This window comes from Rhodococcus sp. ARC_M5, from assembly GCF_022810405.1.
Lineage (GTDB): Bacteria > Actinomycetota > Actinomycetes > Mycobacteriales > Mycobacteriaceae > Rhodococcoides > Rhodococcoides navarretei.
The window spans coordinates 61867-74758 of the sequence record NZ_JALGQE010000017.1; the positions used below are offsets into that span (position 1 = coordinate 61867).

General features: G+C 65.0%; 15 protein-coding genes. 8 read left to right on the forward strand and 7 right to left on the reverse strand.

All coding sequences use genetic code 11. The annotated features are described in order from the left end of the window. Nucleotides 1–45 precede the first annotated feature (45 nt). Nucleotides 46–2331 (reverse strand): HNH endonuclease signature motif containing protein, encoded by a 2286-nt coding sequence (locus tag MTX34_RS21055; RefSeq protein ID WP_243610693.1) that lies wholly within the window; start codon nucleotides 2329–2331, stop codon nucleotides 46–48. Nucleotides 2332–2406: 75 nt separating this feature from the next. On the opposite strand from MTX34_RS21055, the gene MTX34_RS21060 reads away from it, so the two are divergent. Continuing rightward, entirely contained in the window at nucleotides 2407–2916 is a 510-nt protein-coding gene (locus MTX34_RS21060) for a GNAT family N-acetyltransferase (RefSeq protein ID WP_243596050.1), read from the forward strand. On the opposite strand, the gene MTX34_RS21065 is transcribed toward MTX34_RS21060, so the two are convergent. From MTX34_RS21065 to MTX34_RS21075, 3 genes are all read right to left on the reverse strand, one after another. After that, nucleotides 2906–3853, reverse strand: coding sequence for a CPBP family intramembrane glutamic endopeptidase (locus MTX34_RS21065; protein WP_243610694.1), 948 nt, complete (start codon nucleotides 3851–3853; stop codon nucleotides 2906–2908). The genes MTX34_RS21060 and MTX34_RS21065 overlap by 11 nt on opposite strands. A gap of 106 nt (nucleotides 3854–3959) precedes the next feature. After that, complete coding sequence (locus MTX34_RS21070; protein WP_243610695.1) at nucleotides 3960–4211, reverse strand: hypothetical protein; 252 nt, start codon at nucleotides 4209–4211, stop codon at nucleotides 3960–3962. 19 nt (nucleotides 4212–4230) lie between these two features. Then, a complete protein-coding gene (locus MTX34_RS21075; protein WP_243610696.1) occupies nucleotides 4231–4872 on the reverse strand; it encodes a GAP family protein in 642 nt (213 codons plus the stop codon). A gap of 66 nt (nucleotides 4873–4938) precedes the next feature. Here MTX34_RS21075 and MTX34_RS21080 point away from each other — a divergent pair, with 66 nt between their 5' ends. From MTX34_RS21080 to MTX34_RS21090, 3 genes are read left to right on the forward strand one after another with little or no spacing between them, the layout of a single operon-like run. Further along, the gene (locus tag MTX34_RS21080) at nucleotides 4939–5544 is read left to right on the forward strand and encodes a TetR/AcrR family transcriptional regulator (protein ID WP_243610697.1); all 606 of its coding nucleotides are present in this window, start codon (nucleotides 4939–4941) and stop codon (nucleotides 5542–5544) included. A gap of 60 nt (nucleotides 5545–5604) precedes the next feature. Further along, nucleotides 5605–6147, forward strand: coding sequence for a GtrA family protein (locus tag MTX34_RS21085; RefSeq protein WP_243596055.1), 543 nt, complete (start codon nucleotides 5605–5607; stop codon nucleotides 6145–6147). Continuing rightward, on the forward strand, nucleotides 6134–6673 hold the full coding sequence (locus MTX34_RS21090; RefSeq protein ID WP_243610698.1) for a histidine phosphatase family protein: 540 nt from the start codon (nucleotides 6134–6136) through the stop codon (nucleotides 6671–6673). Before MTX34_RS21085 ends, MTX34_RS21090 begins: the two co-directional genes overlap by 14 nt. Here MTX34_RS21090 and MTX34_RS21095 read toward each other — a convergent pair whose 3' ends face one another. Continuing rightward, nucleotides 6674–6874 (reverse strand): hypothetical protein, encoded by a 201-nt coding sequence (locus MTX34_RS21095; RefSeq protein ID WP_068053408.1) that lies wholly within the window; start codon nucleotides 6872–6874, stop codon nucleotides 6674–6676. It lies immediately after the preceding gene. A 162-nt stretch (nucleotides 6875–7036) separates the two neighbouring features. On the opposite strand from MTX34_RS21095, the gene MTX34_RS21100 reads away from it, so the two are divergent. The 3 genes from MTX34_RS21100 to MTX34_RS21110 are packed head-to-tail and all read left to right on the forward strand — an operon-like array spanning nucleotide 7037 to nucleotide 9556. Beyond that, nucleotides 7037–7612 carry a hypothetical protein gene (locus MTX34_RS21100; protein ID WP_243610699.1) on the forward strand — a complete coding sequence of 192 codons (576 nt, stop codon included), beginning with the start codon at nucleotides 7037–7039 and terminating at the stop codon, nucleotides 7610–7612. Beyond that, nucleotides 7612–8889, forward strand: a complete 1278-nt coding sequence (locus MTX34_RS21105) for a sensor histidine kinase (RefSeq protein ID WP_243610700.1) — start codon at nucleotides 7612–7614, stop codon at nucleotides 8887–8889. The genes MTX34_RS21100 and MTX34_RS21105 overlap by 1 nt, the downstream gene beginning before the upstream one ends. 13 nt (nucleotides 8890–8902) lie before the next feature. After that, nucleotides 8903–9556 (forward strand): response regulator transcription factor, encoded by a 654-nt coding sequence (locus MTX34_RS21110; RefSeq protein WP_243610701.1) that lies wholly within the window; start codon nucleotides 8903–8905, stop codon nucleotides 9554–9556. Here the strand turns inward: MTX34_RS21110 and MTX34_RS21115 are convergent. Beyond that, nucleotides 9553–10872: an NAD(P)/FAD-dependent oxidoreductase gene (locus MTX34_RS21115; protein ID WP_243610702.1), complete on the reverse strand. Its 1320-nt coding sequence runs from the start codon at nucleotides 10870–10872 to the stop codon at nucleotides 9553–9555. The two genes, MTX34_RS21110 and MTX34_RS21115, sit on opposite strands and share 4 nt — an antisense overlap. A gap of 130 nt (nucleotides 10873–11002) precedes the next feature. Between MTX34_RS21115 and MTX34_RS21120 the strand changes: the two genes are divergently transcribed. Continuing rightward, nucleotides 11003–11920 carry a LysR substrate-binding domain-containing protein gene (locus tag MTX34_RS21120; RefSeq protein ID WP_243610703.1) on the forward strand — a complete coding sequence of 306 codons (918 nt, stop codon included), beginning with the start codon at nucleotides 11003–11005 and terminating at the stop codon, nucleotides 11918–11920. Here MTX34_RS21120 and MTX34_RS21125 read toward each other — a convergent pair. Further along, nucleotides 11896–12864, reverse strand: coding sequence for an MsnO8 family LLM class oxidoreductase (locus MTX34_RS21125; protein WP_243610713.1), 969 nt, complete (start codon nucleotides 12862–12864; stop codon nucleotides 11896–11898). The two genes, MTX34_RS21120 and MTX34_RS21125, sit on opposite strands and share 25 nt — an antisense overlap. Nucleotides 12865–12892: the final 28 nt, after the last annotated feature.

The following is a 12892-nucleotide window of genomic DNA, read 5'->3' on the forward strand; positions in this document are numbered from 1 at the left end:
AAGGTAGCAGGCCAGCGGCCTGTGCCACACCGGCGCGGGTACCGATCAGAAGGGCGGAGGGTCGTATCGGGCGCGGTCGTACCGAACGCGCGCATGGACGACGCGACAGTGTTCGAGGTAGGACCGCCGCTTCTCCGCCAACTTCCTTCGGTCGATATCCGTTGTTGCAGAGCGAAAGTCGTCGAGAGTCGGAGGTGCACACCCGCTGTAGTCGAGCTCCCAGCGGGTCGGTTCCTCCGGGCTCGATCCCGGCCGGGCCGAGGCCCTTCGCCGTCGGCGAGATGGGCGGGGAGCCGCGATGGACAACTCCGGCAACGTGACTCTGCGCAGACCGAGGGAGTTCGACCACAGAATCGCGCCGTCTGCGAGCATCACCGTCGACCACGCGCCCGAGGTCTTGGCCTGATGATGGAACACGCACACCGGCTGGAGATTGGTCACGATCGTCCAGCCGCCGCGCTCGGGATCGTCGTGATCGAACGGAACCAGATGATCGATCTGACACCGGGCCGACGGCACGTCGCAGTTCGGGAACGTACACGTGCGATACGCAGCCCTGACGAACGCTGCGACGCGGGCAGCGGGCCGATACGTCACCGCCGAGTGCGACGGTGCGGACTCGCCGCCATGACCGTCGGGAAAGATGCCGCGAGCACGCTCGGGTTGTTCGGCAATCCATGCCAGCCACCGTGCGACGAGTCCGTCGTGGACAGACTCCTCCCCCAATATCGGATTCACGGGTGGGAGGCAGTGGGCATCCACGAGACGCGCGGACGGAAGCTCGGCGGCACCGCGCACCCGACCCATGCCGACCACCCGACGCAACAGCGAGGGCGGGGCCGGCGAGAACGGCCCGTACGAACTCGACAGCAAACCCGACACATCGCCACTGCGGGAGCCGGAACCGCCGCCGGGGCCGGCGTCACCGGGCGACTGCCCGTGGCCGGAGCGCGATGGACCGTTGGGGCGATCCGGGTCCGAACTAGCGTCGGGGCGTTCCCGGTCCGAGCCGTCGGGGCTGCCCGTGCCGCCGTCGCCGTTGCGCATACCGCCACCATCCGGGCCATTACCGTCTGGGCCACCGTGATCGCGGCCCTCGCTGTCCGGGCCACCACCATCGGGACCACCGTCATCCGGGCCACCACCATCGGGACCACCGTCATCCGGGCCACCACCATCGGGACCACCGTCATCCGGGCCACCACCATCGGGACCACCGTCCAGCCCATCGTCGTCTGGGCCGTCATCGTCCCGCTTTTCGTCGTCCCGGTTTTCGTCCTCACCCGGGCCGTCATCGTTGGAGCCGACATCGCTGGCACCGTCATCGATCGATCCGTCCTTGTTCGATGCGTCATCGCCTGTGTTGCTTTGTTCGGGCTTCAGCATCTCGACCAGCTCGGTCAGCAGCGCCTGCCACTTCGCATCCGCGGCAACGATGCGCGCCACTTCGGGATCGATGGGCGTGCCGTCGGCGAGGGTCGCAGGCTCCGAGGACAGTCCCAGCAAAGTCTCCACCGCCACCACGATCTGGAGGAGATGCCCGCGCCGAGGAGGAATATCGTCGGCAGCGCCGGCCACCGGGCAGTCGTCGCCGCGATCGCACTGACACGCCAGCGAATGCTCGCCGTGCAGCAACGCCATCAGACCCGCTGCCCGCAGGGTCCCCGCCGATCGTGGGTCGCGCTTACAGACCGTCCCGACGATCTCGACGATGAGGGCGTCCGCTTCGGCTGCTTCGAGATCGGTGATCTTCGCGATGAGTGATGCGATCTCGCCCGGACCGGTGCGGTCGATCCGCACACCGACCTCCTCGGACTTCGCCGTCTCGCGGGCAGCTGCGGCACCGACCGGATCGGCCTTCATCCACAGCCGCCAGATCCGGTTCCGCAACGCCTGCGGACGCATCCGGCCACCAGACGCACAGACCTCGTACTCGATTGCCGCGATCGTCTCGTCACCGGCGCGATGCAAAACCGAGGTGATCGTCACCACCGTCGACCAGTCGAAGCTGCCGGTCACGAAACGCAAGGCCGTCAACGGCATTCGATGCAGACGCTCCGCGACATCGTGTACAACGGACGCATCGCGACGGGTTCCGGTCATCGTCACGGCCAGATCGCACAGGGCACCGCGGACGGTCTCACCCGGATCTCCGCCGGCGGCTTCGGCTGCTTCGAGGCGCATCTCGAGCACGTCGCAGTACGCGAGCACGGTCGCCGCCCGAGCAAGGTTCTCGGTGACACGGTTGAGCGCGATGACATCGAGAAACCCCGCGATGCAGTCATCGACCGGCGGCGTCTCCGCCACCCCCCACCCACCCGTATCGAACATGCATTCGATACTACGAGAGGGGTCCGACAAGAAAATCCGACGAACAATTCGAGCCGTATCGGTATAACTACAACCGTGGGCAGCTACACGATTCGTGACATCCGCCCGGGCGACGAGGAACAGCTCGGCACCGCGCACGTGGCGATCTGGAAGGCGACGTACGCGGGAATGATGAACAGCGCCAAGCTCGATGCGGTGCGTCCCCTCGATCGCATCGAACGATGGGAGCAGATCATCGCCCACCGCGACGAGGCGTCGAGCCGCGGTGTGCTGACTCGGTGCGCCGTCGACACCAGCGATTCACGCATCGTCGGTTTCGCCACCGGCGGCCCACCACGCGACGACGATCCGCCGGCATCGACCGAACTGTGGTCACTGAACGTCGTGCCCGAGCACCACGGCACCGGCGTCGCAACAGAACTCATGACCACCGTGGTCGACCCGGAGGCATCCACATACCTGTGGGTGGCAGCGGCCAACGATCGCGCCGTGGCGTTCTATCGCAAGCATCGATTCGAGCTCGACGGCACCGAGAAGTGGGACCCGTTCTGGGAGTGCCTCGAAGCCCGCATGGTCAGGGCTTGACGGGCGGTTCTCGTCTGGACTCGTCGGGATCGAGTTTTTCGGGGTTCAGCACCACCTCGGCCACCATCGGAGTCGTCTCGACGGTCGCATCGCCGTACCGGACGGCCACCGTGTTCGGCAGGAACGCCTCCAATGCACGCGGGGTGACCCACCACAGCAGTGCCGAGAAGAGGATCAGAATGTTGATCCACTGCAGCACCGTCGCCGCATTATCGGATGGAATGACACGATCGAACACCTGGATGTTCATCACCAGCCCGTGGATGACGATCAACACCCACAGCCGCCGGTAGCGGTAGAACACCCAGACCGCCGCCGCACCCCAGCACAGTGCCCACAGAAAACCACCGCCGCCGAAGTACAGGTAGAGAAAGCCTCGCATTGTGGCCGACAACGCCATGATGGCCCAGATCGGAAGCCGGCCCACGAGCAGCAACACCGGCAGCGCCACCAGAATCGGCTCCTCGCGTAGACCCACGGCGAGAGCAGAAACCACTGCGAGCCAATCGGATTCGACCGAGGCCGGAACCGAGAAGCTGAAGCGGACGATGTCCATGCGAGACAACACGAGTAGCGAAGCAGACGCGGCACCGATCGCGGCGCACCAGGTGAGCGCGGCCTCACGCGCAGTGCCGCTGCGGACCGGCCACACCGCAGGCAGCCTCCGACGTCGAGCGAAGTACACCGCGGCGATTGCCACGGCACCCACCGCCACCTGCGCTGCGCCGACAGCGAGATCGGCCCACTGATCCCCCATCGAGAGCGTCGGAGCCGGCGCGTTGGGCTCGCGGAAACGCCACAGTGCCCCCAGCAGGCTCACCGAATAGACGACGATCCAGCCGACCACCAGACCCAGGAGCATCGCGGCGGTACCGGCAGCGGTCAGACCAGGCCGGGGCGAGCGAGTAGTGGGACCCGCGCGGACACCGCTCGTCACCAGGTCACCACCGTTCCGCTCGATACAGCATCGCCGAACAGCTTGTCTATCACGCCTGGGCCGAGAATTCAGTACTGTCACGGCGATACGGAACCGGGGGTGCCACTCACGGCCGAGTGTCACGCTCGGATGTGTCGCTCGCATCCTTCGTGCCGACGATGTCGTCTCGCAGTTCGGCGAGCAGCCCCTTCTTCGGGGTGCCGCGACGCGATTCCCATACGTCGACCATCGCGAGCACCACCAGAACACAGCCGATCGGGCCGCCCTGGAACCAGAACACTTGCAGGTCCCAAAAGAACAGCGCCAGCGCAGCGCCGACAACAATCGTGACGATGCTGCGTATATCTCGAGCACTCATCGCGTCCCCTCTCATCGGTTCAAACCAGGTTCAATTCGATTGCCGCATCAGCTGCCAGTAGTGCGCCCAGCACCACCGACACCGTCGCCCACACGTCCCCACTCCAGCGATCCACGCGCCGGAGCACGGTCGGCGTGATCGACGAAACACGTTCCTGCGCAAACACTCTGACGGCAAGCAGGACGAGAGCAGGTGACAGCGTCACGAGCACGTACGCCGCGAGCAGCAGCGCCGACAACCCCCACCCCAGCCCGGCATCACCGACCGCGTCGATCGCTGCGAAGTAAGGCAGCATCGTCGCCACCTCCACCGCGCCCACAGCGACCGCGAGCAGGACGACCCCGCGAACAGTTCCCGGGGGCCGCGTCCACCACGCAGTCCTCGGAGCTTGCCGCCGACGGTCACAGACCAGGCCGACGAACAGGAAAGCTGCACCCACCGCCAAACGCGCCCACGCCCCACCCGGCACTCCCACCGAGACGCCGACCGACATGGTCAGCACAACAACACCGATCCCGAGATAGAGCAGTCCCAACACGCTCAGATGCAGCAGAACGACACGCGCACGGAACGACGGCCACAGCATCATCCACAACGGAACCGCAAGAGTCCCGATGCCGATGCTGTCCACCAGCGCGAGTCCGGGCAGCTGAATTAACACAGCTGTACCGTAACAGGATTTCAGCACAGTTGTGTGGAAAAGATTTCCTCGTGCTAGAACAGACCGATGCCGAAGATCGTCGACCACGACGCACGCCGGGCGGAGATCGTCGCCGCCGTGTGGCGCGTCATCGAGCGATCAGGAATGGACGGGGCGACGGTTCGCAGTGTCGCCGCCGAGGCAGGCGTCTCCCCCGGATCACTTCGCTACTACTTCTCCGACCAGGGAGAACTGGTGCTGTTTGCGGCCGAGGCCATGACGCAACGCGTCGTACATCGGTTGGAGGCGCACCCGACCGACGGTGACGGCCTCGTTCGCGCAATCCGCGTCCTCGAGGAATTACTGCCACTCGACGAGGACCGCCGCGCCGAGGCGTCGGTGTGGCTGGAAGCGATCGTGCGTGCCAGAGTCGACGAGCGACTCGCCTCCCTCAAGACGGCCGGGTGGTTCGGCAGCCGGTACCTGTGTCGGCTCGCGTGGGCGCACCTGCACGATCTCGATCGACCGAACTCCCCCGCCTTCATCTTCGTCAGCGCCGCGGACGAACGTGCAGCGGCCGAACTGCATACCTTCATCGACGGGCTGACGCTGCAGGCAGTGACGTATCCCGAGCAACTCGCGGCCGACGAGGTGCGTCGGATGTTGCAGGACTACCTGAAGACGCGGCTCTAGCCGGTCCCGTCAGCTGCAACGAATCCGGCCGGATCCGTTACTCGAGGTAACGTCGATGGGATGCATGTGTCCGACCGCCTCACCGACCACGTTCCCCAGCGCTGGCTCGAGCCCCTCGTCAAGCACGCCGAGGCCCTCAAGTTCCTGATCGTCGGAGCGATCACCTTCGTCGTCACCGTGGTCCTGTTCTTCGGCCTGAAGTGGACGATCCTGCAGGACAAGCCCGTGACAGCGAACGTTCTGGCCGTGCTGATCGCGACCATCGTGTCGTACATCCTCAACCGGGAATGGTCGTTCACAGCGCGCGGCGGACGACGTCGCCACCACGAGGCAGCACTATTTTTCGCCGTTGCCGGAACCGGTCTGGCAATCAACCAGCTACCGCTGTGGGTGTCGAGTTACATGCTGGATCTGCGTTCGCCGAACGTGTCCTTCCTCACCGAGAACATCGCCGACTTCGTCAGCGGATCCATCATCGGCACGTTGCTGGCAACCGCCTTCCGGTGGTGGGCGATGCGCAAGTTCGTGTTCCCGGAGCAGGCGGACGTTCTCCCCGATCCCGTCGCCCTGACCGTTTACGGTGGACGGCATGGCGACCACTAGGACTCTCGTGCTGATGCGGCACGGCAAATCCGGCTACCCCGACGGAGTACCGGATCACGAACGCCCCCTGGCCGCACGTGGCCAGCGCGAGGCCGGACTGGCCGGAGCCTGGATCAGCGAGCACGTCGGCAGCGTCGACGCAGTGCTGTGCTCGACGGCTCTGCGCACCCGCGAAACTCTCGCGGCCACCGGTCTGAGCGACGCTCCCACCCGCTTCGAACGCGACATCTACGGCGGATCCGCCGACGAGATCATCGACGAAATCCGACTGGCCGACACGTACTTCGACGACGTCACCGTCTCGACCTTGCTGGTCGTCGGGCATGAGCCCGGAATCCCCTGGACCGCACTCGAACTGGCGGCCGATGACGACACCGACCTGGCCCGCGAGGTGCGACACCGCTTCCCAACCTCGGCAATCGCAGTGCTGACCACCGAGTCGTCCTGGGCACAGGTGGCGGCAGGGACGGCCACCATCACCGAGTTCTGCATCCCCCGCGTCGAAGAGACCCGCCCGGAATCCTGACTAGCGGTTCCTGAGGTACAGGTAGCCGGCCCCACCTGCGGCGATCAGCAGAATCAACGCGGCGGGGAATCCGAGCAGCCACCACACCAGAGCCAGCACCACCAATGCGGGCGCGGCAGCGATCAACGCAATGCCGGGATTCTCGCGAACTGTCTCCAGCGCGGACTGTGCGTGCACTCTGTCGATCTTCTTGCCTGCCATCGTCGACTCCCGGGTTTCGTATGTCCTGTATGCGTACTTCCACAGTAGCGCGGTCGGCTACGACTTTCGGTGGAGCGCAGCGTCGTACCTTCGGCCGAACCACCAGGTACGACGCCTCCGCGGGGGTACCGCGCGCACGTCGGCTGCGGTGAGATCAGGACCATGAACAATCCGATTCTGCTCACGATCGCGATCTGCGAGGTCGGCTTCTGGGTTCTGGTGATCGGTGGCCTGTGCCTGCGCTACCTGGCGCGTATGCGACGCGCCAGCACGATCACGCTCGCCCTGCTCCCGGTCCTCGACATCGTATTGATCGCGGCTGTGGCGCTCGATCTGCACCGGGGCGGAGATGTCGAATTTGCGCACCGCCTCGCCGGCATCTATCTCGGCTGGACCGTCGTGTTCGCGCACTCGACGGTGGCCTGGCTCGACGTGCGCTTCGCGCACCGATTCGCCGGCGGACCCGCACCTGTCAAGCCCCCGAAAGCCGGTCCGCAGGCCTACCGCAACGAGATCCGGGGATTCGTGAAGTGGTTGATCGCTGCCGCTATCGCGCTGGTGATCACCTACGCACTGGCCTATACCGTGGCAGACTCGCAGCAGGCAGCAGCACTGAAGACCGTGATCCAGCCGCTCGGCGTCATCACCTTCTTCTGGTTCGTCACCGGACCGCTGTGGGTGGTCGGCAAGAAGAACACGAACTCGAAAGATGCGGCAGGAGAACGGAGTCGACTCTGATGCTGGGTGATTCCCGAGTGCTGGGTTTTCACCGCGTGCTGCGCACACTTCGCCCGTCCTGGCGACCACGCAATCCCGTGGTGCTGCCGATCGAGATGCTTCTGGCCACGCTCGTCTACGCCGGATTCCAACTCTCCACCGGCATGGTCGGTGACACCGGAGACGAACTCGTCGGCAGCCCACCCTTGATCGCAGTGAGTGTCGTTGCCCTGCTGGCGATGACCGCGGTGACGTGCGTGCGCCGATCGTTTCCGGTCACGGCTTACCTGTCGGTGGTAGCGATCAGCGTCGCCCTGATCCTGGTTCTGCCGGACCGAACTCTCGGGTTCACCCCGCTGTACTGGTTTGCCATCGCGGCCTTGGCAATTCGGGTGACCGGGCCACGCCTGTTCGCCCCCATCGCCGTCGGGTTGATCCTCGACATCGCTGTCAGCGTCGACACCGGTCCCGGTGGCACGATCGGAGTGATCACCGAGCAGATCGCGAATCTCGCCATCAATTACACGGTGCTCATCGCACTGGGCAAGTACATCGCCCGGAACCGCGCGCAGGAACTCGAGAGCGAGGCTGCACTCGACCGAGCCGAACTCGAACACCGGAGGCGATTGGACGAGACCCTGGACAACGAACGAAAGACCATGGCACGCGAACTGCACGACGTCGCGGCTCACCACCTGACCGGCATGCTGATCCAGGCCAAGGCATCGAAGACGCTCATCACGAGCAACCCCGAGCAGGCACGCGAACTACTCACCGGCGCAATCGGACACGGCCAGCGCACCCTCGACAGCCTGCGTCAGATCGTCGGCATCCTGCGACCGAGCGACACCGACCGTGCACCGCAACCGATGATCTCCGACATCGCCGAACTGATCGAACAGTCACGAATCTCGTTCGCGTCCATCGACGCCGACGTGTTCGGCGATGCCGACAAGATAAGTGGAACAGACAGCGCCGTGCAACTGACGTGCTACCGCATCGTTCAGGAGTCGTTGTCCAATGCCCGAGTCCACGCGCCGAACTGCGATGTGCGCGTCGAAGTATGCGATCGTTTGTCGGCCATCGAGGTCACCGTCACCAATACGATGCCACCGGCCGGCTCCGAACTGCGCGAGTCCCCGGGTCAGGGCTTCGGCATCCCGGGAATGCGGGAGCGTGCCGCACTGCTCGGTGGAACCCTCGATGCCGGATTGTCCGACGACCGAACAACGTGGACCGTGCGCGCTCGACTGCCCATGGGCGGAATGATCTCTCGGCCCCCAGAGCTGTTCGTATGATCGAGATACCAGCATGATCACCGTACTCATCGCCGACGATCAGCCCGTGGTTCGGCAGGGATTCGAGCTGTTCCTCGCCGGCCATCCCGACATCGAGGTCGTCGGGCACGCGAGCTCGGGACAGCATGCCGTGCACCAGGTATCGATACTGCGGCCGGACGTCGTGCTGATGGACATCAGGATGCCGAACGGCGATGGGCTGACCGCCACGCGAGAGATACTGGGGCAGTTCGACAGCGTTCGCGTCATCGTCGTCACCACGTTCGATCTCGACGAGTACGTGTTCGCCGCCCTCGACAGCGGGGCAGCCGGATTCCTGCTCAAGGACACCGATCCCGACGAACTCGCCGACGCAGTGGTCACCGTGGCCGGTGGCGGGGCGGCGCTCTCCCCACGACTGACCCCGCGCTTGATGGCCGAGTTCGCGCGCCGGGGCAAGACGAGTCGAACCACTCCCGTTGCACCGCAACACGACCTGAGTCTGCGCGAAATGGAAGTGGTTCAACTGCTGGCGAAGGGCCTGGGCAACAACGAGATCGCCCGTGCACTGCAGCTCGAACAGAGCACGGTCAAAACTCACGTTGGGAACATCTGCCGCAAACTCGACGTCAATACCCGAGTCCACGTGGTGATCTGGGCCTACCGCAACGGCCTGGTGAGCAGCTAGGCGGCCTTTCGCTCTTCGTCCGAGGTCTTGCCGGTCAGCTCGGTTGCCGAAGCGGAGTGATCGGTGTACTGGAAGTGCGGTCGCTTGTCGCCGATGTACGAGGTCATCCACGACACCACGGCGACGTAGCGGTTGCGGAAGCCGACCAGGTACATCAGGTGCACGGCGAGCCACATGAGCCAGGCGATCGGTCCCGACATGTCGACCTTGCCGAACAGCCGTGCGACAGCGCTGAATCGGCCGACGATCGACATGCTGCCCTTGTCGGTGTATTTGAACGGAGTTCCGGCGTCGACCTTGCCGATGATCATCTTCGCCACGTGCCTGCCCTGCTGCATCGCCACGGGTGACTGGCCGGGGAGCTTGTTCAACGACGTCACGTCGCCGATCGCGTAGATGTCCTTCGCCGAGCCGACCGTCAGGTCGTCGTGTACGAGAAGCCTTCCGGCACGGTCGGTCTCGCATCCGGTGCGCTCCGCGATGGTGGCCGCAAGATCGCTGGCCTGCACTCCCGCCGACCAGATGACCGTCTTGGCCGGGTACGTCCGCGAGGTCTTGGTATCCACGTCCTGCACCGTCACGACGTCGTCGTCGATATCGGTGACCATGCCCCCGGTGACGACGTCGACGCCCGACTTCTCGAGCTTCGTGCGGGCGTACGCGCTGAGCTTGCCGCCGAATGCGGGCAGCACTTCCTTGACTCCGTCGACGAGGGTCACCGTGACGTCGTCGGGTTCGATGTCCTTGAACGATCCGGCGAAGTAGCGGTGCGCGAGGTCCCTGATCTGACCGGCCAGCTCGACACCCGTCGCGCCGGCACCGACGACGACGAAGCTCAACAGCTCCTTGCGGGCAGCCGGATCGGTGGTCAGGTGCGCGGTTTCGTAGCAGCTCAGAATCTGCTCACGCAGAGCGATCGCGTCGTCGACGGTCTTGAGGGCGAACGTGCGGTCCTTGAACTCGTCGCGGCCGAAGTACGCCTGGGTGGCACCGGTGGCGACGATGAGACGGCCGAAGCCGATGGTGTGGCTCTGGCCACCGCCGACGTAGGTCACCTGGTGAGCCTCGGGATCGACATCGACGACGCGTCCGAGACGGACGTCGGCGGAGTCGTACTGCGCGAGGATGCGTCGGATCGGCGGGGCGATCTCACCCGTCGAGAGCATGCCGGTGGCGGCCTGGTAGAGCAACGGCTGAAAGAGGTGCTCGGTGGTGCTGGAGATCAGCGAGAACGTCACACCGGCCTTGCCCAGAGACTTGGCGGCGGCCAATGCTCCGAATCCCGATCCCACGATGACGACGTCGTACGTTTGCACAGCACTTCCCTTTTCGGCTCGAGTCTTTCCCATAACGAAGAACTACCTCCATGAAACTCCGACCTCGGTGGTCTATCAACGCGGAAGTTGAAATAGCATCCATGAGTAGAACTCATGATTGGATGTGTTCATGGAACTGCGGCAACTGAAGTACTTCCTCGCGGTCGGGGAGGAACTGAACTTCTCGCGCGCTGCCGAGCGCTGCTACGTCTCGCAATCGGCGATCAGCCTGCAGATCTCCAAGCTGGAACGAGAGATCGGCGAGCCCCTGTTCGAGCGGACCTCTCGTACCGTCCGATTGACCGTTGTCGGAGCACAATTGGTCTCCATCGCCCGGCACATGGTGGAGCTCGAGCAGGCTGCCCTGGCGTTGACGACGCGTAAGCGAAACCAACTTCGCCTGACCGGAAACATGACGTTCGCGGCCAACGCCATCGCCGCCATCGTCGCGGTACGCGAGCGCCACCCCGACGCCGAGATCGACTTCGTCCTGAAACGATTCGCAGAACAGATCGAAGCGGTGACATCAGGGGACTGTCAGGTGGCGCTGATCCGCGGCAGCGTCGAACGCTCCGGCCTGCACGTGACCGAATTGTGGACAGAGGACCTCGTCGTCGTGCTCGCCGAGGGCCATCCCCTCGCCGGGGAGGACAACCCGAGCCTGAGCCAGCTCGCCGACTACCCGTTGCTGCTGCCCAAACGCAGCGAGCAGATTCTGCTGCACCGGGTGATCGAGCGCGAGATGAAGCGCAGCGGACTGCCGCTGAGCTTCGGCCCGCCCGTGGCGTCCGATCACACCGCCAGCGCCGAACTCCTCAACCACCCGCAATGCTGGTCCATCTTGTATGCCAGCACCGCCGACAGCACCCCCAGAACGGGCCTGGTCTTCCGCACGGAAGCCGACCGTCGGTTGCGGCTACCGGTATCGGCCGTCGTCGACGCGACCGTGCCCGCCACCGACATTCAGCGCGACCTGGTGGCAGCACTCGCCGCGACAGCACCTACCAAACCCACGGCACCGGTTCAGCCCGCCACCCCTGCGAGTTGAGCGAACGCGGCATCGGCCTCGAACAATTCGGCGCGATCGTACGTGGATGTCGAGGACATGATCTCGTCCGCACCGGTGCGCTCGACAACCTCCTCCAGCCGAGGACGGACCTGCTCGGCGGTGCCGAGGATGCTCGACGCGAGGGACGCCTCGATTCTGTCGCGCGTCTGCGGCGTCCACTGCGATTCATCGATCTCCGGCTTCGGCTCGAGAGCCGGGAACTCACCCTCTCGTCTGGACCTGGCCATCGCCCACGCCTCCGGGACGGCCAGCCGACGCGCCTCCTCGGTGTCGGCTGCGATCGTCACGTCGAGCGAAACGATCACGTACGGTTCGGGATTGGTCGCCGTAGACCGAAAGTTCTTGCGATACAACGCCAATGGGTCATCGCGTTGGAGCACCGGTCCACCGACGACGACCGGAAGCCCGGCGCGGGCGGCAACCTCGAGACCGGCTCCGGTCGCGAGAACGAACACCGGCGGAGACGGAACAGCGGGCCGCGCCGTCACCGGTGCCGAACCGTCGAGATACGAACGCAGTTCGGCGATGTCGGCCTCGAAGGTATCGGGCGCGTGACGGTCTCGGCGCAATGCGGTCCGGACCGGTTCGGTGAAACCGAGGGAACGGCCGACGCCGAGATCGATCCGGCCGGGAAAGAGGGACTCCAGCATCAGAAATTGTTCGGCGACGACCAGAGGCTGATGATTGGGCAGCATCACCCCGCCGGATCCGACGCGAATGCGCGAGGTACGCGACGCCACCGCGGCCGCCAGAACCGCAGGTGCCCCCGACGCGATGCCGGGTACGCCGTGATGCTCGGCCACCCAGAACCGATGTAGCCCGATCTTCTCTGCATGCACTGCCCGCTCGACGGAATGACGGAGTGCTGAGGCGTCGTCCATTCCGGATCGAGTGCGGGACCTGTCGAGAAGCGAAAGCAACACAGCTAGGACAACCGCCGAGGCGTCGGGC